Genomic DNA, 23,157 nt, shown 5'->3' on the forward strand with positions numbered 1-23,157 from the left:
CCCACAGGATTGCTTCAGCGCAGCCTACAAATCGCCCTTTCGTACATATCTCCCATCCCTGTCCTACCGCCTTGCTCTGCCCGTTCCTGTACGGTTTTCGCTTGGACAAGCACATTCCGTTCGCACAGGAGATGGCAACACATGGACGTAAGCAACGACTCGCTGCTGCACAGGCTCGTTGGCTCCCACAACGGTGACGACGCCACAAACACCGCTTTGAAAACCGCCTTTCAACAAATGGGCGTGACATCGGTGTTCGACATCATGCGCATGGGCAAGGCGCAGTTCGCCCAGCAAGTCGCCAGGTACTGCGATGCAAATGCCGAGCAGGCCTATGACAACGCGTCGAGCCACGCCCGACGGATCAGCCGCTTGTACCTAGAACATCAACTTTCCTCCAGCGACACCAGGCCCCGTATCCGACGCAGCCTGGATTCAGACCCAACACCAGAACCGATCAGCTATCAAGCGCTGTTCCAGGAAAATTGGGATCAATTCTGCACGGACGGTGACATCGCGGCGATCGACTCGCCCGTGGCCTACCTGCGTGCGCTGTACCTGTTTGCAAGGCAATTGGAAAACAGCTCCACGCACGCACATAAGATCTCCCTGGATAAGCGTCGACCGGACCTCAACACATTGATGCTCGATCCACACAGTGCCTTCGTTCCACGCCCAATGCTCAACCTCGTCAACGACACGTTGCGCAGCCATATCGAGGACAGTCTTGATGAGGACATAACCGTTCATCAGGCATTGGCCAACGCACACTATCCCTTTTCACTGCCCTATGACCTTCACCATCACCAATGCCTGCTTGGTTTGAGCGCAGGCAAACCGGCATTGGGCGAAGTGAATTACCGGATCAGTCGAAAGCTGCCGTTTTGCCAGGACGGCTCAACGTACGGGGACGTTTCACAATCGCGTATCGAAGCTCAAAAACTGCTTTCAGGGCTCAGTCCGGAGCAACATAAACTCCTGCTCGAACCGCTCGCTTCCGACGACGATCTCGATCCCCTGAAAGAAGCCTATGGCACTGAAGATGTCGCAGACCTGCGTTATCTAAAATTCTTCAAGGAGCGCACCGGGCTGTCGACGGAACAGGTCGAGCAGCTACTGGGGCATGGCAGGTACAGCCCTCGCGCCTCGACCAATATCCCGCCCTCAACTCGCAACCGCCAGAGCGCTACTTACATCAATGGCCCCTACGCTTCCCCCGCCCTGGTGCTTGAAACCCAAACTACCCGACAAGAGTTCAGCAACGAGTCCTACGAACGTTTCGACCGCATGCAGCGAATGGTCCGATTGCAGCAATGGACCGGCATTCCCTTTGCCGAACTGGACACATTGCTCGTCAATGTCATGCATTCGGAAGACAACACTGCAATGACGCTCAGCGACAATAGCTTGCGGGCGCTTGGGGTCTATCAGTACATGATGCGGCGCCATGGCATCACGCCAGAAGAGTTCGCCTCGCTCCTGCATGAAATGCCGACCTGGGCCAGCGCAGAACGCGTTTCGTTGTTTGACCAAGTATTCAATCGCACCCGTCTGCTCGAAAGCCCTAGGTGGAGGACGCTGGCGACGGACCTCGATACTGCAGACCTCAATACGCTCAGTTATCTAAGTGCGGGCCTGGGTCTTGCCCTCACGGAAGACGCGCTGTTGCTGCTTGTGCAACAGACTAAAAAGTACCTGCCGCTGAAAAACGATCTGCCGACGATCTCCTCGCTCTACCGCCAAGCCCGCATCGCACGGATGTTTGGCCTGTCGCCTCTTGAGTGCATGGAACTTGCACGGCTATTGGGAGGGGATAGGTTCTGTCGGGCCTTGGTGACGGGAGCACTGACCACTACGGACCCCGACATTCTCGACGTATTGATGGCGATGGATTGGGCAGTGGAGTGGCTCAAGCAAAACCACCTCGATGTGCTGCAGTGGTGTCGCCTGTTCGAAACTATCGGACACGACTTACCGTTGAATCAGGAGCTGGAAAAGCGATTGGCCGCACTTCGAGAGCAGGCCCTATCCACCAACGACCACCAACGCCTGGTAGAAACATTGCTGCACGATACGGCGGATTTGTCCGCTGAATACCTTCCCAGCGTGATGAAAATGGCCGGCACGAGTGCCACGGAACTGGTCAACGACATCATCGCAACTGTCGGCAAAACACCCCCGTTACTGGCCCACGTGCTTCGCACCGCCGACGCCTGCCAGAAACTGCATTTGAGCAGCAGCACGCTCCAGGTATTGATGGACCATCCCACGTGGTTAGCCACGAACAGTTCAGGAGCGCTTACGCCCCAAACGCTGTACTTAGTCGAACGGTTCACTCATTGCGCACGCCATCAGGCGCAGTCAGAAGAAAACCTGTTGCACTACTTCCAACTCGCGAACCAAGACTCGCCGCAACATTCAGCGGAGGCAGCCAACGGACTGTTGGCCCACCTGCTGGGCTGGAACATTGAGCAGGTGAGTTGCCTGACAGCGACGCTGCCATCAAAACGCGCCACCACGATGCAAGACGTGGATTGGGTCATGCGTTGCCAAGCGTGTTGCAGAAATACAGGCCTGTCGGCAAGCCTGCTGCTCAAGGCCGCCGCACTCAATGGCAACAGCCCGACCGAGGATTGGAAAATCGTCGGCGAAGGACTGATCGCTGCGAGCCATTGAAGCGTACATTTTTTATTCAAGGATTGAATATGACCGTTGCCATGAAAAAGCAGCTGGATGAAAGCCTGCGTGATGCGCAGTTGGCGTTCTACCTACACAAGATCTCGCCGGGCAAAAGCCTGCCAGGAACAGTGCGACTCAAGACTGCCCGAGACCTTTATGAATACTGGCTACTCGACGTGCTGGTCAGCCAGGATGTGCCCACCACGCCTGTCGCATGCGCCATAGCCAGCCTTCAGCAATACATCAATCGCATCCTGATGAACATTGAGCCCGGCTACGATCAGGCAAGCATCACGCCCGAGCACCTGCAAACCTGGCGCAACGAGATGCATCAATACCCCATCTGGGCGGCTCATCAAAATCTGCTTTATTTCCCGGCGAGTTACCTGGACCCCACCCTGAGGAACAACAAAAGCGACAATTTCCAGCAACTGGAAAACGACCTCAACCAGAACCGGATCCAGCCTGAAGCGGTTCAATCGGCGGTCATGGCCTACCTGACTCGATTCGAAGAAATCGCCAACCTGAATGTTCTCAATGGCTACATTGACCGTAGAGACTTCGCTAACAGCACCTACTATTTCATCGCCAAATCCCGAACCGAAAATACCTATTTCTGGCGCTCGTTGAACATGGCGCAACGGCCGCCGGGCGGTACGCAGCCGGATCCGCTTGCCTGGTCGGACTGGGAAAAAGCCGACGTGCCCATTCCCGACAGTGCGGTGGAGCACTCGATTCGTCCTGTCTGGTTCAACAATCGTCTGTTCGTTGTCTGGGCGGAATGCATTCATCAAGATCCGTCGGCCTCCAGCGCTCCTTCGAGCGCCGATGCCACGGCATCCAAAGTGAATCATCCGCTACTGCGCTTGAGCTATTGCTTTAAAAAACAGAATGGCATTTGGAGTGCCCCACGAGTTGGCCTGCAAGGATATTGCAGCGACAAAGCGCTTGTGGGAGCAGGCATGGATGGGATCAGGCCTTTGGTTGGCACTGTTGCGATACCCCATCGCAAAGACGCAAGCGACGTGCTCTTTTTTGCCTTGTGTGCCTATAAACCAGAAGCGCCCCTTCTACTTTCCGCCGATGATTTTATTTTCATCAGCACAACCTATATTGATAAATCCCTACATAGCGCTCGGGCTCGTTTAGCCACCACCGGGGAAACGGCAAAAAAAGAACACGCCCAGTGCGACTCCGATGAAAAACACCACCTTGGCCCCCTTACTTTCCGATTCCAGGCGCAACGGTCTCTGCCATTAAAAATTACATACTCGGATGCCCCCCTGCCCACAGGCATGAGCCGTTCCATGTCGAATACTCATTCTTACCAGGAAGATATAATCGTAGGGACTATCGATAATGCGAAGTCAACTTCTCTTACGCTACGCTTGTCTACAACGCCTGATTCGGAAGTATCCGAGTCCCGAAAGACGATTTTCAGAATCTCTTCCAGTCTATCTGCATCCATGATTCAACTTTCTCTGGCAATTCCTGCCGGTGACCTTCCGAATACAACTTATGTAAAGCTAGGGGAGGGTTCGGAGGTTTTCGTAACCGCCCCCAACTTAGCCTACGGACAAACTCACACGTTGTCGTTCGGCGGTCTGACCGACGTTCTCAGAAATAACTTAAGCCACTCCGGCTTCAGCTTATACGACGAGACAGATCTTGAAGGACGGTTTATTTCAACAGACGCTTTACGATATCTGGAAAACTCAGGATTGCGCGCAAGCAAGAGTAACAATAAATTCGCACCTATAGACATGAAACTTAACCCGATAAACTCCCCCTCCGGCTACGACTTTGCCTCACCGACCCTCGAGTTAATTCGACCACTACATATTCGATATATAATTCTCTGCCGAACAGACACATCCAAAGCTATAACGTACGAGAACCTGACGACGATCGCCGAATCTCCTGCAAGCTATCAGCTGTCGAATTCGTTCGACCATACATTGGACGGAAGTCACATCAGTGATGGGGATATTTTATTTTGTGGCGTAGCGCTGGTCCTCCCTGGCAAACCAGGCAAGAAGATATCCTCAGCCCTTAAAGCCATCAAAGTGAATATCGTCACTTCCGAGCCTCTGCCGAACATTATCTGTAGATCAACACCCGGCCTGGGGGCCGCCCAATACATTGACTTCACTAATTCGGCGAGTGAAAGCCACGACGTAAAGCGTCAACCGATCAGGTTGAACACCCTGTTCGCTCCAGAGCTGATTCGCCGTACCGAGAACAGTCTGGATGAGCTATTCAACCGGACAACACAACGCCTGCCGGAACCGACCATACCCGGCAGCGACAACAACCAGATGGACTTTCACGGACCCTACGGCCGTTACTTCACCGAATTGTTCCTTCATTTGCCATGGCTGGTCGCCCATCGCCTGAACGCCGAACAGCGTTATGAGGAAGCCGAGCGCTGGTTGCGCCGTCTCTTTGACCCAGGTCTCGGCAAAGAAAGCTGCTGGAAGGCCGTTCCTTTACTCGATAGCAGCACGCCGTCGTATGCCGACCAAGCACCCCACGACCCTCATCAGATTGCACTCAGTCATCCAGTGCACTTTCGCAAAGCACTGTACTTCCTGTACCTCGACATCCTGATCAATCGAGGCGACGCCGCCTACCGCGAATTGACCCCTGACGGCCTAAGCGAGGCAAAGCTGTGGTACGTGCGGGTGTTGGATCTGCTGGGACCACGCCCGATCGTTCAACCGATCGATCATTGGGCAAGTATCAAGCTGCAAACGCTGAGCGAAGCGACCAGTGAAAAATTGCGTACATATGAAGGTTCAGTCGCCTATCCCCAGTCTTCATTGACGGTTCGCGAGGGAAACTCACAGGCGTCCTTGCCAGCCATCGACAGCCCGCATTTGCGCCTGCCATTCCACCCGCAGTTGCTCCGATGCTGGGACGTGGCTGAAAGCCGCCTGCACAACTTGCGGCACAACCTCGACATCGCCGGCAAGCCGCTGCACCTCCCGGTATTTGCTGTCCCGCTGGATCCTCGCGCATTGCTCAGCGCCTCCGTACTGAATACGTCGAACAATACGGTTCAAGGATTACCGACCACATCTATCCCGCACTATCGGTTCTCGGTCATGCACAGCCAAGCGCTGGGCGCGGTGGAAAGCCTCAGCCAATTTGGCGCCGTGCTGCTATCGCTGATCGAGCGTAAGGAGCAGGCGCAGTTCCAAGCTGCAACAGCAGCAAGCCTGGAACCTGGCGAAAATTTCGGTCGACCTGCAACGCCAAGCCTTGAGTATTGATCGTCAGAACCGCCAGGCGCTGCTCGCCAGCCAGGCAATTGCTCAACACCGCGAAAACCACTACAAAAAATTGTTGGACGATGATCTAAGTTTCAAGGAAATAGCCGTCAGTGGGTTCTCTATATCCAGCGGTTCGTGTGAGGCTGCTGCACTGCTCTTCCAAGTTGCGGCAGGGGGACTGATGCTGGCTCCAAACGTCGCGGGCCTCAGCTTTGGCGGCAGCCGCTGGGAGGGACCGGCGCTCGCGGCCTCTGCGGCCGCCCATAACGCCGCGATCATAAACCGCACGGTAGCGGCCGACCTCGACCGCCAAGCCATATTCGATCGCCGTCGTGAGGATTGGCAACACAACCATGATCAATCACGTCTCGAACTGGCCCAGATTGACGCACAACTGGCGCAGTTTTCCGAGCAGGAAACCGCCACTCGCCTGCAACTGCGTCTGGCCGAATCAACCCTGAGCCAAACCAAGGCCAACTACGATTTTCTCAGCAAACGCTTTACCAAGGCACAGCTATACCAATGGCTGAACGGCCAGTTTGCCGTGCTCTATCGCCAAGCCTACGACACCACCCTGTCGCTATGCTTGGCCGCCGAGGGTGCCTGGCAATACGAAATTGCAGACTTCGGCAGGCGATTTATCCAACCTGGCGCGTGGAACACCACCTATCGAGGGTTGGGAGCAGGGGAGCAATTGAAACTCGGCCTGTTGAACATGCAGGCCGAATATCTGCGCCGTAACGTGCGAGAACTGGAGATCCGCAAGACGATTTCATTGCGCCAATTGAAGAGCCAGACCACAGGCTCGGCGATCAACAAACCATGGCCGGAAATTCATGATGACCTGAAGCAAGGCCAATGCGAGTTCGAGCTACCCCACGTATTGTTCGAGGACGACTACAAGGATCAGAAACACTACCTGCGACGGATCAAAACCATCAGTGTTTCTTTGCCGGCCGTGGTCGGTCCCTACGAAAACATCCGAGCCACGCTGACCCAAACCTCCAGTGAAGTGTGCATTTCTCCTGATGATCCAACCCAGGTCATGAAGGGCTGGCGCGCCAACCAACAGATCGCCCTCTCCACCGGTGTCGATGACAACGGCTTGTTTACCCTGAATTTCAACGATGAACGTTACCTGCCGTTCGAGTACACCGGTGCTGCATCCAAGTGGCGACTGGCCTTTCCCAATCCTGAAGCACAAAAAGACCTGTTGGAATCGTTGACTGATGTCATCCTCCATGTGGGCTATACGGCCAGGGTCGGGGAGGTTCGCAATGACTGAACACTCCCTCCTGCCTGTCACCGCGCCGTCACTGCCCAAGGGCGGCGGCGCCATTCAAAGTATCGGTAAAGGCTGGGCCGACATCGGCGCCCACGGTACGGCGGCCTATGAAATCGCACTGCCGATTTCGCCGGGACGCGGTTTTTCTCCAGCCCTGTCCCTGGGTTATGCCAGCTCGCTTGGCAACGGCGTATTCGGCATCGGCTGGGGGCTGTCGCTGCCCAGCGTCGCGCGACGCACCAGCAAGGGGGTGCCGGCCTATATCGCGGATGACGAAATCGTCGGTCCCAGCGGAGTGGTCTGGCTGCCCGAGCGAGATTTGCAAGACGTCATCCTCTCAACCCCCATCGACCATTACAACGATCTGCACCTGGGAACGACCTACACCGTCACCCGGTATTTTCCCCGGATCGAAAGCAGCTTCGACCGAATCGAACATTGGTCTTCACCCGACGACACGACGGGCTTCTGGCTGATACACGGTGCCGATGGCAGCCTGCATCTGTTCGGCAAGAACCCTGCCTCGCGCCGAGCCGATCGCCTGGATACGAGCCGTGTCGGCGAATGGTTGCTGGAGGAGAGCCTGAACGCGTTGGGCGAGCACATCCTCTACCGCTACAAGGCAGACGCAACGGCCCAGCGCTATTTGAGCCGGGTGAGCTATGGCAATTTCGAAGCCGACCCACACCTTTATTCATGGAACACAGACCGACTCACGTCGGTGCAATGGCACTTCGAGTTGGTGTTCGACTACGGCGAACGGACCACCGCCTACGAACAGAAACCGCACTATGAAGGCCAGCAGTGGGCAACTCGTAGCGATGGTTTTTCCAGCTTCGCCTACGGTTTTGAGCTGCGCACCGAACGCCTGTGCCGCCAAGTCCTGATGTTCCATTATTTCCCCGAGGAACTGGGGGCAGCCCCGGTCCTGGTGCGGCGCCTGTTACTCGATTATCGCCAGACATCCCTGGGTTATCAGCAGTTGAGCGCCGCCCATGACCAGGCCTTTGGCGACGGGGCAGTCGCTGGCAGCCGGCCCCCCATCGAATTCAGCTACAGCGAATTCAAGGTCCGGCTGGATAGCCACGCCTGGCAACGCCTTGAAGATTTGCCGGGACTCAACGACGGTCACCGCTATCAACTGGTGGACCTGTACAGCGAGGGCTTGCCGGGTGTGCTCTATCAAAGCGACACGGGCTGGCATTATCGCGAACCCGTGCGGGCCAAGGCCAAGGGCAACGAAGTGACCTACGCGCCGTCGCGAAAGCTTCCCGAGATCCCGCTTGCCGACCGTACGAAACCGGTGCACCAGTCATTGACCGACCTGACAGGTGACGGTCGCTTGGACTGGCTTGTCGCGCAACCGGGATTGAGCGGCTATTTCTCCCTCGGCGCTGATCGAAGCTGGTCGGATTTCGTCATGTTCAGTGCGTTTCCAACTGACTTTTTCAGCCCACATGGGCAGTTGGCCGACCTGACGGGCGAAGGGCTCGGCGACTTGGCGCTGATCGGTCCACGCAGCATTCGCCTGTACGTTAACCAGCGGGAGCTTGGTTTTGCCGCCCCGCTGGAAATCGCTCGCGACGCGGATGACGATGCCCTGGCGGTATTGCGCGCGGGGCCCAGCGAACTGGTGGCGTTCAGCGATGTGCTGGGCAGCGGCCAACAGCATTTGGTGCGCATTCGTCATAACGAAGTCAGATGCTGGCCAAACCTGGGCCACGGGCGTTTCGGCAAGAGCATCGTGCTGGATTTTCCCGGGCTGGCCTATGAAACCTTCGATGCCTCGCGTATCCGCCTGGCTGATCTGGATGGCTCCGGTGCCGTCGATCTGCTCTATCTACAGGCCGACCGGGCATTGATTTTCATGAACAGCGGCGGTCATGGTTTCCAGCCTGCGCGCGCACTGCCCTGGCCCTCCGGCCTGCGTTACGACAACCTATGCCAGGTGAGCATCGCCGATCTGCAAGGGCTCGGCTGCTCCAGCCTGATTCTGAGCGTGCCGCACATCACGCCGCAACATTGGCGCTACGACTTCGTCGACGCGAAACCGTACCTGCTCACCGGCATCCACAACAACATGGGCGTCACCGACACCCTCGGCTACCGCAGCTCAGTGCAGGAATGGCTGGATGAAAAAGCCGCCAGCGCCGGAGCCGACAAGCCCCTGGCCTGTCACATGCCCATGGCGCTGCATCTGGTTTCGAGCCATACCCGGCTGGATGAAATCACCGGCAATCGACTGAGCCGTAAATTTGCCTATCGGCAAGGCTACTACGACGGCGTCGAACGGGAGTTTCGCGGCTTCGGCCTGCTGCTGGAAACCGACAATGAAACCAACCCCGACGATGCCGATTCCCAAGACTTCACGATGCCCTGCCGGAAGAAGACCTGGTTTCACACCGGGCGATCAGTAGACATGCCCCGCCTCGGTTACAACAAGGACGACCCGCACGCGATCGCGCTGGGCAAGGCACTGCTCTGCCAATACCAGGACGAAACCGGGACCGACACAACCGTGGTCGCCCCAGCCCCAGCCACCCGCGTCGAAATGGCCAACGCCCTGATCGGCCATGTGCTGCGCAGCGAGACATTCGGTGTCGATCGACACCGCAAAACCAGGACCCTCTATTCGGTCCTGGAACACCGCTATCGGGTACGCCTGCTGCAAGCGCCGGGGGGCAATCGGGCCTACGCCCGGATGCTCCCGCTGCCGCTGGAGTCCATCACCTATCAATACGAAGGCGTGACCGATGACCCACAATGCCAGCACACCTTGAACCTGCAACATGACCGGTTCGGCGCGCTCACTCACTGCCTGGACATCCATTACGCCCGCAGGAAAACCGTCGACGATACGCCACCGTTCAACGACGTCGAGCAGCAACAATGGTGGCGCGACGCTCATGATCCAGCGCAGCAGTTCTACTACCTGAACGAAACCCGTGCCGAATTCATCCACCTGCCGGCGTCCCAAGCGTGGCGGCTGGGCCTGCCGTATCGCCAGCGCACCCAGGCGTTGCGCTGGCCCAAGGCCCCTGAGGTCGATGGGCTGGCGCCCGAGGACGTGACGTTCGAAACACTCATTGAGCGCGTGAAAACAACAACCTGGACGAACCAGAGCGCGCTGACCGGCCTGTCCGTGCAGCGCTACAAACACGCGTCGAGCGCGATCACCCTGGCGGACGGCGTCGCGGACTTCCAGGCCCTGCCCGACCATCTGGAAACGGCCGAGCTGGATGAAATCGCTCTGAAGGCCTTTCATGTTTTACCCCAGGAAACACGCCCCAAAGGACGAATGCTTGAACGCAATCACTATCACCGCATGGCCGACTTTCTTCCCGCGAGCAACCGCCCCATACGACTCTGGTCAGTCAAAAGCGGCTTCGTGACCTATGCCCGACAAGAAGGGTTCTACAAGATCCGAACCCTACGGCCGAGCGAAAGCCATGGCGTGATCGAGATCAGCCACGACCACCATCACTGTGTAGTCACCCGGTACCAGCTGCCTGATGGCTGCGTCACCGAGGCGAGCTACGATTACCGCTCACTACAGCCCCGACGCATCACCGACCCCAACGGCAATGTTCAGGAGAGCCTGATCGATGCTTTTGGCCAAATATTGGCCACCTCGTCTTATGGTGATGAGCAACTGGTGCCCACAGGTTTCAAGCCAATTGCGCTGTTCAAACAGCCACCGTTCAGCAGCCCGGCAGAGGCGATCAGCCAAAGCAAGGAAGCCCTGCAGGACGCCGCCACAGCCCTGTATTACGCGCCCTTCAGTTGGATGGGTTGCGTATCGGGGGCTGCGCTAGCGGACACCAACTGGCTGGCGCGTTGCGTGAGTAACGGCGACCTGCTTCCTACCGGGCACATCTGCGCATCGGCTCGAGCCCGGCTGTCGGAGCTGCAAACATTTTCTGCCGACGACCTCAAGCTGAAACACCAACTGGATACCGCGACGCGTGAACCGGTGCACATCGCCACACTGGTCGCCGACCGCTACCCCGATGACGATCAGCAACAAATCCGCATCGCCATCACCTGCTTCGATGGCTTCGGGCGAACACTGCAAAGCAAGCAACTGGTCGAACCGGGCATGGGTTACGTCGTCGACACCAAGGGCGACCTGACGCTGACAGATGGGAAGCCCCAGGAGCGGATCGCCGCGAAACGCTGGCGTGTCAGCGAACGGGTGGAATACAACAGCCAGGGCTTGGCGATTCGCATCTACCGCCCGTACTTCGCCGATCAGCATCGACGCATAAACGATGTGTCATTGCGATTATCCGGTCATTGCGACCGGCAGTTCTACGACGCCTTGGGACGCCCCACCCTTACGCGCCTGGCCAGCCAAGCCGGCCTCTCCTTCATGCGGCGACACACTCGTCATCCCTGGTACAGGGTGGACGAGGACGAGAATGACACGCTGGAAGAAGTCATGGCCGAACAGTCGGCCACCGCCGGAGGTGAAGCATGAGCGCCCGCCTTCATCGCAAGACGCCCTCCATCATCGCCGTTGATAGCCGCGGTCTGCCGGTGCGCCAAGTGGCTTACTGCCGAGACAAAGAAGGCGCAAGGGCCCAGACACGCGACAACCGGCAGGAATACGACGTTGCCGGACGGTTGGTCGCCCAGCGCGACCCTCGGCTTGCCAACGCAACCGACGCCAATCTTGCGAGCGTCTACAGCCTCTCCGGCAAACCACTGCGAGTGAACAGTGTCGACGCTGGATGGCGCCTGAACTTACCCGGCGACGCGGGACAAATCCTGCGCAGTTGGGATCAGCGAGGGCATCACTGGCAATCGACCTACGACAACCAACTGAGACTGACCTCCATCGAGGAGCAAGCCGCAGGACAAGCACTGCGCACAGTGGAGCGGCTGTCCTATGGCGACAACTCGCCGGCATCGGCGAAGCTCAATCGGTGCGGTGCGCTGATCCGCCACGATGACAGCGCGGGTACCCTGGTCGTCGATGAATATGCTTTATGCGGCAAACCACGCAGCCAGACGAGACACTTTCCAGTTGACGTTACACAACCTGACTGGCCAGCCGATGAGAAAGATCGCGATGGTCTGCTTGAAAAGGGAGAAGGCTACAAAACGAGCTGGGCCTATGACGCACAGGGGGAAATCATCCAGCAGACCGATGCGGCACAACACGAACAGCACCACGCTTTCGATATCGCGGGACGGCTCAAATCCGTAAGCCTGAGGATAAAGGGGATCGAGACCAGGAAAACCATCGTGAAAGATCTCGTCTACAACGCGTTTGGCCAGGTCGAATCCCAAACCGCCGGCAATGGCGTGACGAGTCGTGCGGTGTTCGACCCGGCCAGCGGGCGACTGACCTCGCTCAGTGCATCGGCGCGTGGCAAACCCTTGCAAGACCTCCACTACGCCTACGATGCGGTGGGTAACGTGACTCAAATTACCGACAAAGCCCAACCGGAGCGATTCAACAGCAACCAACTGGTCGAAGCCGTCAGTACCTTCACCTACGACAGCCTCTACCAGTTGACCAGCGCCACCGGGCGTGAGGCGGCAGGCCTGAGCCGCCCTCCCGCTCTTCCATCCGCCGGCACGATCCCATTCGATCACACGCAACTGTTCAACTATGCCGAGCAATACACATACGACGACGGTGGCAACCTGATCGAACTTCGCCATGTCCGTGATGGGAACAACTTCACCCGCACATTGAACGCTGGCGCCGACAGCAATCGCCTCATCTCTTGGAGCCAGGGCGACGACACAACCAGGATGGACTTCGATAGCAACGGTAACCTGCGGGCGCTACGCCCAGGCCTGGCACTGACATGGAATAGCCGCAACCAACTCGACAGCGTGGTGCTGGTCAAGCGTGAAGGCGGTGTCGATGACATCGAGCGCTATGGCTACGACAGCAGCGGCCAACGCGTGCGCAAGGTCAAGACGACCCATACCACGGCGATGAACCACACCGAGGAAGTCCGTTACCTGCCGGGTCTCGAAATCCGCAGCCGTCATAACGAACGCCTGGAGATCATCACCCTGCAAGCCGGACGTTGCAGCGTGCGTTACCTGCATTGGACCGAAGGCCGACCGTCCAGGATCGCGGCCAATCAACTGCGCTATAGCCTTGGTGATCATCTGGGTTCCAGCTCACTGGAACTTGACGACAAGGCTGACCTGATCAGCCAGGAAAGTTATCTGCCCTATGGAGGAACCGCTTGGGTGGCATCCCGTTCGGCTGTTGAAGCCGATTACCGGACCATTCGTTATTCCGGCAAGGAGCGCGATGCCAGTGGGTTGTATTACTACGGGCATCGGTACTACGCGCCGTGGTTGCAACGCTGGATCAGTCCCGACCCGGCGGGGGCGGTTGATGGTTTGAACTTGTATTGCATGGTTGGGAATAATCCTCTGCGTTACACCGACCCGCTTGGCCACAACAAAGAAGAATCCAACATCAAAAAAGAAATAGCGGCCTACCCGGATATCTTATCCACCGTAAACAAAAGAGTTGGCACGCTGAACTACCAGCTCTACAACAGCACGAGCAGCAAGGACATCACCAAACGAGCCTTTCAGGCTTACGCTTACAACGGGGTCAGGAATCTGCTCTCGTTAGCGGCAGGCATCGTTGCGGCTCCCGCCGGGTTGATCGGCGCCTGGGTGGTCAGGAGCGCCACGGCTAAGACGATTGATTCGGTCGCCGACAAAATAGAAGCGACACGCCACCTTCCAGTATCGATATATCCACAAACCAGTCGATTGGACCCGGAGGACATCGAGCATGAAGGCAGAACAGCCTTTTACAACCTGAATGCAAAATCGCATAAAGCGTTAAAGGATCTGAATCCACGTACCAGTACAGGGCAAAAGAATATCTCGCTGGCGGTAACCAATTTTATGCTCACCAAAGTGCTGCAGGTTCCCGGAGCGTGGATTGCAAATTTCGAAGCGTCGACCCAGGCCACCAAAAATTCGAATGGTGTGCCTTCACAGAAGATCAAACGATTGGACGCGGCGCTGCTTGAACTCGACGGACACCTGGCCCATGACGCTGCCGCCATCAATGCCGCGTTTTCCAAGCTTGGTGTCGAGGAGTTTTATGCCAAGGGTACGAAAGGATTTCTGCATCAAACTCTGGATCGGATGACAAATGACATAGGCACGGCGCAAGCCGGTACATTACGTCGCTCGGAAATACAGCATGAGATTCATAAAACCCGCGCAACGATACAACGCGGGCGAGAACTTCTATTCCGGCTTGACGAACACAACAAATCCTTGGGCCGGCTCTCGCCGTAGCGTTCGACGGTAGTATGACCAGACGAGGTGGTCGTCATCTCCATGGATCGATCACCTCAACCCCGGAGAATTCAAAATCCCGGACATTTCGAGTCGCAATCGAAGCGCCATGAGCCCGGCAAATAGCCGCGATCTGCGCATCGGCCATCGACACCGCCCGTCCCCTTGCTTCGCAGTTCGCCACCAGTGTCGCGTACTCAACAGCGACAAAGGCGTCAAACGGGAATATCCGCCCAACGAAGTCTTCTTCGAACATTGCCATCGCATGGGCTTCAAGTTTTTGTTTGCGCTTACCGGATGGGAGTCGGGCAATGCCATGGAGTATTTCCGCCACGGTCACCGCAGTAACCGCAAGATCCATCGCTGGCAGCACGTCGATCCAAGCCAACACTCTAGCGTTGGGCTCAGACCGCATGAACTCTGACAGGACATTGGTATCGAGCACGATCATTCGGAAAGATCCGCCGCCTTCGCTTTCTCCTGTCGCGAAGGAAAATCGAGCTCAACCCCACCGCTTGCGCTGAATCTGTTGCGGATCCGGCTGCCAAGACCTCCTGCTCGATCAACAGAGGCCAATGCCTTTCCCAAGATCAACCGGGCCTCTTCTTCCATAGAATGCCCATTATGGGCAGCGGCTATCCGCAGTTGTTCTTTGATCTGGTCGTCAAGGTTTCGAATCGTGATGCTGGCCATGATGCCTCCTGCAATCAATGAAATCATTGATTGAGGCTAACACACCTTGCGTCAGCAGGACCGAAGGAGTAGCCAAACGGTTCAGACGTTAATCACATTGGTAAACACCAACCGATTGCCAAACGGATCACTGATCGCCATGTCCTGGCTCCCCCAGGGCATGGCCTGGATCTGTGGGTGGGCGTAGCGGTATTGCTTGGCGATCAGTTGTTGTTGGAAGGCTTCCAGCTCATCGGTCTCGATTCGTAGCGCCGAGCCCGGCGTGCAATCGCCATGGTGCTCGGACAGGTGCAGCACGCAGTCACCCCGGGAGACTTGCAGATAAAGCGGGAAGTTGTCACCGAAGCGGTGTTGCCAGTCGACGGTAAAGCCCAGGAAGTCGACATAGAACGCCAACGCCTTGGCTTCATCGAAGATCCGCAGGATTGGAGTGATTTTACCGAAGCTCATGGGTTGCTCCCTGGCTGAAAAGACCCAGTCTAGATGGGTTGAACCCACTGCTTCGGCTTTTAGTTCAGGTTCTTTAGTGTCGCAGTGCCATTATTGTGGCGCCAATTAAGGCAATGTCAGGCGCTTGCGTGCATTCAAACACTACTCAGTGGACTGGAATCCCCGGCGCAGATCGCCTTCGCGCGCCAGGAAACGGCCTTCCCTTTTGCCGTTCGCTCGCCCTTCGCGATAACTCAGGACGCCATTGACCCACACCCCATCAATGCCTTCGGCGGCCCGTTGTGGCGTGTTGAAATCTGCGACGTCGCGAACGGTTTTTGGATTGAACAACACCAGGTCCGCCCAGTGTCCTTCACGGATTTCGCCTCGGTCCTTCAGGCCGAAGCGCGCCGCGGAAAGACCGGTCATTTTGTGCACGGCGGTGTGCAACGGAAAAAGCCCAACGTCTCGACTGAAATGCCCCAGCACCCTCGGAAAAGCGCCCCACAGACGAGGATGGGGAAACGGATCTTCAGGCAAGCCGTCGGAGCCGACCATGGACAACGGGTGCGCGAGAATTCGTCTTACGTCGCTTTCGTCCATGCCGTAGTACACCGCACCCGCTGGCTGTAGGCGACGTGCAGCTTCGAGGAGCGACACGCCCCATCCAGCCGCGATGTCCGTCAGGTCTCGACCGCCCATGTGCGGATGCGGCGTCGACCAGGTAATGGTGATGCGATGGGCATCGGTCACTTGCTTGAGGTCCAGGGTCGAAGAACTCGCGGCGTAGGGATAACAATCGCAACCGACAGGGTGGTTTTGAGCCGCGCTTTCCAACGCGGCGAGCACCTGTGGACTACGCCCCCAATTACCGGCGCCAGCACATTTGAGATGGGAAATGATCACCGGACTTTGCGCATGTCGACCGATCTGGAAAGCCTCGTCCATGGCTTCGAGCACCGGTTCGAATTCGCTGCGCAAATGGGTGGTGTACACAGCACCGAACGCGGCCAACTCTTCGCTCAGTTGCATGACTTCATCAGTGGCTGCGCAGAAAGCGTTGGCATAAGCCAGGCCAGTGGACAAACCCAACGCACCGTCCTCCAGGCTTTCGCGCAGTTGCTGACGCATGACAGTGATTTCTCCCACCGAGGCCGTGCGCAGCAAATCGTCCATGTGATTGCTACGCAACGCCGTATGACCAACCAACGCGGCCACATTGACGGCCGGCGTCGCGGCTTCCACCGCATCGCGATAATCGGCAAAGCGCGGGTAGGCGAACGCCTGGGCCGTGCCGAGCAGGTTCATCGGGTCTGGCGGATCGCCACGCAGGCTGACGGGGGATGCGCTGATGCCGCAGTTGCCAACGATCACTGTGGTCACGCCTTGGCTGAGCTTGGGTAGCATCTGCGGTTGGCGGATGACCACCGTGTCGTCGTGGGTGTGCACATCGATGAAGCCCGGCGCCAGCACGCGACCGGCGGCATCGATTTCCTCCCGCGCGCGCGCTTCGTGCAGCTCGCCGATGCGTTCGATGCGACCACCGCGGATCGCTACGTCGGCGCGGTAGCCGGGGGTGTCGCTGCCATCGATGACCAGCGCATTGCGGATAAGTGTGTCGTACAACATGTCAGTCTCCCAGCGGCAGGTGATCGTCGCCGCCACGGTAATCGTCCAGGGCGAGCTTGACCCGCCGCAGGCGCTCTTGATTGTCTTCGGGGTGGGCCAGCGCCAACTCGGTGGCGAGCACGTCGATGGCCAGCAGCATGCCGTAGCGCGCGGCCGTGGGTTTGTAGATGAAAGAGGTTTCGGCGCCTTGCAGGGGCAGCACACAATCTGCCAGTTGGGCCAGTGGCGAGTCGGCGCGGGTGATGGCCAGGATCGGGGTGCCGTAGCTGCGGGCCAGTTCAACAGCACTCAATAGCTCCGGCGTGATGCCGGTCAGGGAACAGGCGATGACCAGATGCTGGTCGCTCAACGAGGTGGCGGTGATACGCATCATCACCGGGTCGCGGCAGGCGGCGATCGGGTAGCCAAAACGCACCAGCCGCACTTGCAACTCCTCGCCGCACAGCGCCGACCAGCCACCGAGGCCGAATGCGTGGATCATCCGTGCCTTGCCGATCATCCGCACCGCATCGCCGAATCGCGACTCTTCGAAGCCCGACAGATGCTGGCGCAACGTCGTCTCGATATCGCCGACGATCTGCCCGTAGAACGCCGATTGTTCCGGCGCGCCGGTTGGGTCGAGGAAGCGGCTGCCGACGCCGCTGGCCTGGGCCAGTTGCAAGCGCAAATCCCGCAGGTCACGGCAACCGACGGTACGGGCAAAGCGCGACAGCGTGGCGCTGCTGACTTCGGCGCGCTGGGCGAGTTCGTCGAGGCTGGCGGAGGCGGCAAATCCTACGTCGTCGAGCATCAGCCGGGCGATTCTTCCTTCGCCGGCGCTGAAGGAATCCTGGCGGGAGCGGATCTGGTAGAGGATGTCCATGACGGTTCCTTGCAATGGCGGTCACAGCACACGCGCAAGCCCGAGCGTCAAGGCGAATGCGATCACTGAGATCAGCGTTTCTAGCACGGTCCAGGTCTTGAAGGTTTGCGCGACGGTCATATTGAAGTATTCCTTGATCAGCCAGAAGCCGCCGTCATTGACGTGAGAAAAGATAACCGACCCGGCGCCAGTCGCCAGCACCAGCAGTTCCGGATGGGGATAACCCAAGCCGATCGCAACTGGAGCGACGATGCCAGACGCAGTGGTCATGGCCACCGTGGCAGAACCGGTGGCAACGCGCATCAACGCGGCGAACAGCCAGCCCATGACCAGCGGCGACAACTGGAACTCCTGGGCCAGGCCGACAATTTGCTGAGTGACCCCGGCGTCCACCAGGATCCGGTTCAAACCGCCGCCGGCACCGACCAGCAAGGTGATGCTGGCGGTCGGCGCCAGGCATTCATTGGTGAACTTGAGGATCGATTCACGGTTGAATCCCTGGGCCAGGCCGAGGGTCCAGAAGCTGAGGATGGTCGCCAGCAGCAAGGCGATCACCGAGTTGCCGATGAACAGCAGGAATTGATTGAAGCCGCTGCCCGGCGTGGAGATCAGGTTGGCCCAGCCGCCGATCAGCATCAGGATCACCGGCAGCAGAATCGTCCCCAGGGTTATGCCGAAGCCTGGCAGATTGGTCCGTGGCTCGCGGTCGAGAAATTGCCGCTCCAGCGGATTTTCAGCGGGCAGCTGGATGCGCGGGACGATGAATTTGGCGTACAGGGGACCGGCGATGATCGCGGTGGGAATGCCGATCAGGATCGCGTACAGCAAGGTCTGTCCCACCGAGGCCTGGAACGCCTGCACCGCCAACATCGCCGCCGGATGCGGCGGGACCAAGGCATGGACCACCGACAGGCCGGCGACCATCGGCAGCCCCACCATCAGGATCGACACGCCCACACGGCGGGCGACGGTGAACGCGATGGGCACCAACAGCACAAAACCGACTTCGAAAAACAGCGGCAGCCCCACCAGGAAGGCGATGCAAACCATTGCCCAGTGGGCGTTGCGCTCGCCAAAGCGTTCGATCAATGTCTGCGCCATGCGCTCGGCCCCGCCGGACTCGGCCATCATCTTGCCGAGCATCGTGCCCAAGGCCACCACCAGCGCGATGTGCCCCAGCGTCTTGCCGACACCGGCCTCGTAAGCTCCCACCACACCCGAGGGCGGCATCCCGGCCAGCAGCGCCAGGCCAATGGACACCAGGGTGATCACGATGAACGGATTGAGCCGATAGCGCGCAATCAGGACGATCAACGCGATAATCGCGATGGCCGCGTAGACCAACAGCCAATAACCGAAAGCAGGTGCCATGCGTGACTCCTCGAATGGGGTGACGTCGATGTGTTGTGAAACTCATAAATCATTTCGACGTAAAATCTTCAAACCCACTGAAAGTAATTTTCGCGCACAGACAAAAAATGTCGCTGATGGACATCGCGACATGGCGCTGATGAAAATTCAGGGCAAGACTTTCATCGCCCTTTTGGCGAAGGAGCTTGCTCCCGCTGGGCTGTGCAGCAGCCCCAGATTCATCAACCCAATCGACCAACGGCTGGCCGCCCCGCACTCAATTCCGTACCATCCGCACCTGTTTTTTACACCGCTTCCCCGGCAGCCGACGCTCCATCGGCGCCCAGTCAGGTAAACCATGAAACCAGCACGTCTTCGCGCCGACGCCCTCGCCGGCCTCACCACCTCTTTCGCCCTGCTCCCCGAATGCATCGCCTTCGCCCTGGTGGCCCACCTCAACCCGCTGATGGGGCTGTACGGCGCATTCATCATTTGCACGCTGACCGCGTTGTTCGGCGGTCGGCCCGGGATGGTGTCGGGGGCGGCAGGGTCGATGGCCGTGGTGATCGTCGCGCTGGTGGTCCAGCACGGTGTGCAATACCTGTTGGCGACCGTGCTGCTGGGCGGGCTGATCATGATGGCGTTCGGGCTGTTGCGGCTGGGCAAGCTGGTGCGCATGGTGCCGCATCCGGTGATGCTGGGGTTCGTCAACGGCCTGGCCATCGTGATCGCGCTGGCGCAACTGGAGCATTTCAAGCGCGACGGCGCCTGGTTGAGCGGCACGCCACTTTATCTGATGGCCGGCCTGGTGGCGGTGACGATGGCCATCGTCTACCTGCTGCCGCGCCTGACCCGCAGCGTGCCACCGGCCCTGGTGGCGATCCTCGGCGTTGGCCTGGCGGTCTATCTGCTTGGCCTGCCGACTCGGACGCTGGGCGACATGGCGCACATCGCTGGCGGCTTGCCGGTTTTTGCCCTGCCGGACATTCCCTGGAACCTGGAAACCCTGCAGATCGTCGCGCCTTACGCGGTGATCATGGCGACGGTCGGTTTGCTGGAAACCTTGCTGACCCTGAACCTGACCGATGAAATCACCGAGAGCCGTGGGTATCCGGACCGTGAATGCGTGGCGTTGGGCGCGGCCAACATGGCCTCCGGGCTACTGGGCGGCATGGGCGGTTGCGCCATGATCGGGCAGACGATGATCAACCTCAGCTCGGGCGGACGCGGACGGTTGTCGGGCGTGGTGGCCGGGGTGATGGTTTTGCTGTTCGTGTTGTTCCTGTCGCCGCTGATCGAGCGCATTCCACTGGCGGCGCTGGTGGGCGTGATGTTCGTGGTGTCGCAGCAGACGTTTGCCTGGGCCTCGCTGCGGGTGGTCAACAAGGTGCCGACGAACGATGTGCTGGTCATCGTTGCAGTGACGATCATCACCGTGTTCACCGACCTGGCCGTCGCGGTGGTGTGCGGGATCATCATCGCGGCGCTCAATTTCGCCTGGCAACAAGCTCGGGAATTGTATGCCGACGCGCATATGGAGACGGACGGCAGCAAGCTATATCACTTGCATGGCACCTTGTTCTTCGCCTCGACGACCCAGTTCCTCAACCAGTTCGACCCGGCCAACGACCCGGCCCTGGTAACGGTCGATTGCCGTCACTTGCGCTTCGTCGACTACTCCGCCGTCGCCGCGCTGATGACCCTGCGCGAACGCTACAGCAAGGCCGGCAAACATCTGCGCGTGTTCCACCTGTCGGAGCGGTGCAAGCGAATGCTCAAGCGCGCGGGTGTGCAGCACGACTGACACCATGCCGACACAAGCTCGCCCCCACAGGGGGTTTGGGGTGGGCGGAGACCAAGTGATTGTCGGAGGTCAAATGTGGGAGCGAGCCTGCTCGCGAAAGCGTAGGGCCAGGCAACATCAGCGTTGACTGGCAGACTGCATTCGCGAGCAGGCTCGCTCCCACATAGGTGCCTGATTGCGCTGGCATTACCGGTGTGACTCACACCATCTCCTCAAGAATCCACTCCACCACCGACGTCCGCTTCGGCGTCCAGCCGAGCAACTCACGGGCATTCGTGCCGCGCACACGACTGTTGGAGCCCAAGCCATAGTTGGCCATTTCATACCCCCATTCGGCCTCGGCTTCCGCCAGCGGCCAACCCTGTGGCGCATCAAGATTCAGCGCCCGGGCCATCGCGATGGTCATCTCGATAAACGAAGCTTCGCCGCTTTCAACGAAGTAGAACGTGCCGGGCCGGTTACGGCTGAGCGCAAGCGTGTACAACTCGACCACATCCTCGATGTGCACGTTGGACCAGATGTTCTGCCCTGGCCCGACATGCCGCACCACGCCACTCTTACGGGCCTGCTTGAGCAGGCGCGGCAGTTGCACGCTGTCACGCTTGACGCCCAGGCTGTGGCCATAGATCAAGGTGTTGCAGATCACCGCCGAGTTCACACCGTGCCTGGCCGCTTCAAGGATCAGATTGTCGATGGCGACACGTGCAGTCTTGTCGGCGGTGGGTTGTGGCAGGTTGCTTTCGTAGTAGAGATCATCGCTACGTTCATGAATGACTCCTTGGCAAGCTAAGTGATGGGACGAGTATCGAGGGCCCGTCCTTGCCGAAACAGCCCACATGGCCCAAATCACTCTTGCGTTGAAGTCACGAATCAGCCCTTGAAGTCTCGCGACGCGTATTCGGCGAGCTTGCCTTGGATGAAGTCCAGAAAGCACTGGATTCGCAAGGCCAACTGGGAGTTGCGGTAGTACACCGCGTTGATCGGTTGGCGATAGCCGCTATTGGCATCGGCCAGCAACACCTTGAGGCGACCGGCGCTGATGTCATCCCGGGTCATGAAATCCGACAGGCAGGCAATGCCTTGCCCCTCGAGCGCCAGGTGACGCACCGTTTCACCGCTGGATGCGCTGATGGCTGGCTGGATCGGCCAGCGATCGCCGTGGGTGTGGCGCAGCGGCCATTGATTGAGCCCGTCGTTCAGGGCAAACCCCAGCAGCGAGTGTTCCGCCAGTTCAGCGACGCTGGTGGGCGTGCCATGCGCCTTCAAGTAAGCCGGACTGGCCAGGATGTGCAACGGACTGCAACCCAGCGAACGGGCGTGAAGCGTCGAGTCCGTGAGGGTGCCGATGCGGATGGCCACGTCCGTGCTCTGTTCGAGCAAATCGATGATCAAGTCGTTGCTGTTGAGCTCCAGTTGGATGTCCGGGTAGAGCGTGCGGAACTCGTCGATGTGAGGAACGATGGCGTGGAGCATGAACGGCGATGCGGCGTTGATCCGCAAGCGCCCTGCAGGGTTCTTCTGGCGGGACGACAAGCGCTCTTCCAATGCGTCCATCTGGTCGAGGATGCCCTTGGCCTGCTCGAAGAAATACTTGCCCTCTTCGGTCAGGTCCATGCGCCGTGTGGTGCGGTTGATCAACGTGGTGTCGAGCTTGGCTTCCAGGCGCGACAAGGTGCGACTGACCGCCGAGGGCGTCTGCCCGACCTGCTCGGCGGCGGCGGAAATCGACCCGCTTTCGATCACGCAGACGAAGATCTGCAACTCGTCGGATCTGGCTTTCACAGACATCCTCTCGATGGAATGCACATCCAATGTGAAGGATGCTTTTGTGGCGAGGGAGCTTGCTCCCGCT

At 58.7% G+C, this 23,157-nt stretch carries 12 protein-coding genes and 2 pseudogenes; 6 read left to right on the forward strand and 8 right to left on the reverse strand.

Translation table 11 applies throughout. The features are described from left to right. The first annotated feature begins 141 nt into the window (after positions 1–141). From OC610_RS05400 to OC610_RS05420, 4 genes and pseudogenes are all read left to right on the forward strand, one after another. Positions 142–2,676, forward strand: coding sequence for a Tc toxin subunit A (locus OC610_RS05400; protein WP_264426894.1), 2,535 nt, complete (start codon positions 142–144; stop codon positions 2,674–2,676). Between the two features lie 29 nt (positions 2,677–2,705). Further along, positions 2,706–7,239 (forward strand): annotated as a pseudogene (locus OC610_RS05405) (Tc toxin subunit A-related protein). After that, positions 7,232–11,719 carry a SpvB/TcaC N-terminal domain-containing protein gene (locus tag OC610_RS05415; protein ID WP_264426897.1) on the forward strand — a complete coding sequence of 1,496 codons (4,488 nt, stop codon included), beginning with the start codon at positions 7,232–7,234 and terminating at the stop codon, positions 11,717–11,719. Before OC610_RS05405 ends, OC610_RS05415 begins: the two are co-directional and overlap by 8 nt. Then, positions 11,716–14,538, forward strand: a complete 2,823-nt coding sequence (locus tag OC610_RS05420; RefSeq protein ID WP_264426898.1) for an RHS repeat domain-containing protein — start codon at positions 11,716–11,718, stop codon at positions 14,536–14,538. Before OC610_RS05415 ends, OC610_RS05420 begins: the two co-directional genes overlap by 4 nt. Before the next feature lie 34 nt (positions 14,539–14,572). On the opposite strand, the gene OC610_RS05425 is transcribed toward OC610_RS05420, so the two are convergent. The 6 genes from OC610_RS05425 to OC610_RS05450 form a co-directional block, all read right to left on the reverse strand. Next, positions 14,573–14,989 (reverse strand): type II toxin-antitoxin system VapC family toxin, encoded by a 417-nt coding sequence (locus tag OC610_RS05425; RefSeq protein ID WP_264426899.1) that lies wholly within the window; start codon positions 14,987–14,989, stop codon positions 14,573–14,575. Next, positions 14,986–15,231, reverse strand: a complete 246-nt coding sequence (locus OC610_RS05430; protein ID WP_264426900.1) for a FitA-like ribbon-helix-helix domain-containing protein — start codon at positions 15,229–15,231, stop codon at positions 14,986–14,988. The genes OC610_RS05425 and OC610_RS05430 overlap by 4 nt, the downstream gene beginning before the upstream one ends. 81 nt (positions 15,232–15,312) lie before the next feature. Further along, on the reverse strand, positions 15,313–15,681 hold the full coding sequence (locus tag OC610_RS05435) for a VOC family protein (RefSeq protein WP_264426901.1): 369 nt from the start codon (positions 15,679–15,681) through the stop codon (positions 15,313–15,315). A 141-nt stretch (positions 15,682–15,822) separates the two neighbouring features. Beyond that, on the reverse strand, positions 15,823–17,289 hold the full coding sequence (locus OC610_RS05440) for an N-acyl-D-amino-acid deacylase family protein (RefSeq protein WP_264426902.1): 1,467 nt from the start codon (positions 17,287–17,289) through the stop codon (positions 15,823–15,825). A 1-nt stretch (position 17,290) separates the two neighbouring features. Next, positions 17,291–18,151 (reverse strand): MurR/RpiR family transcriptional regulator, encoded by an 861-nt coding sequence (locus tag OC610_RS05445; protein WP_264426903.1) that lies wholly within the window; start codon positions 18,149–18,151, stop codon positions 17,291–17,293. 21 nt (positions 18,152–18,172) lie between these two features. Further along, a complete protein-coding gene (locus OC610_RS05450) occupies positions 18,173–19,522 on the reverse strand; it encodes a GntP family permease (RefSeq protein ID WP_264426904.1) in 1,350 nt (449 codons plus the stop codon). On the opposite strand from OC610_RS05450, the gene OC610_RS05455 reads away from it, so the two are divergent. Together OC610_RS05455 and OC610_RS05460 are read left to right on the forward strand one after the other, a co-directional pair. Then, positions 19,521–19,856 (forward strand): hypothetical protein, encoded by a 336-nt coding sequence (locus OC610_RS05455; RefSeq protein ID WP_264426906.1) that lies wholly within the window; start codon positions 19,521–19,523, stop codon positions 19,854–19,856. The two genes, OC610_RS05450 and OC610_RS05455, sit on opposite strands and share 2 nt — an antisense overlap. 3 nt (positions 19,857–19,859) lie before the next feature. Continuing rightward, the gene (locus tag OC610_RS05460) at positions 19,860–21,305 is read left to right on the forward strand and encodes a SulP family inorganic anion transporter (protein ID WP_264426907.1); all 1,446 of its coding nucleotides are present in this window, start codon (positions 19,860–19,862) and stop codon (positions 21,303–21,305) included. 199 nt (positions 21,306–21,504) lie between these two features. On the opposite strand, the pseudogene OC610_RS05465 reads toward OC610_RS05460, so the two are convergent. Together OC610_RS05465 and OC610_RS05470 are read right to left on the reverse strand one after the other, a co-directional pair. Next, a pseudogene (locus tag OC610_RS05465) lies at positions 21,505–22,065 on the reverse strand (NAD-dependent epimerase/dehydratase family protein); the annotation flags it as partial. A 110-nt stretch (positions 22,066–22,175) separates the two neighbouring features. Then, complete coding sequence (locus OC610_RS05470) at positions 22,176–23,087, reverse strand: LysR family transcriptional regulator (protein WP_264426908.1); 912 nt, start codon at positions 23,085–23,087, stop codon at positions 22,176–22,178. Positions 23,088–23,157: the final 70 nt, after the last annotated feature.

It is taken from the genome of Pseudomonas agronomica (genome assembly GCF_025917275.1).
GTDB classification, from domain to species: Bacteria; Pseudomonadota; Gammaproteobacteria; order Pseudomonadales; family Pseudomonadaceae; genus Aquipseudomonas; species Aquipseudomonas agronomica.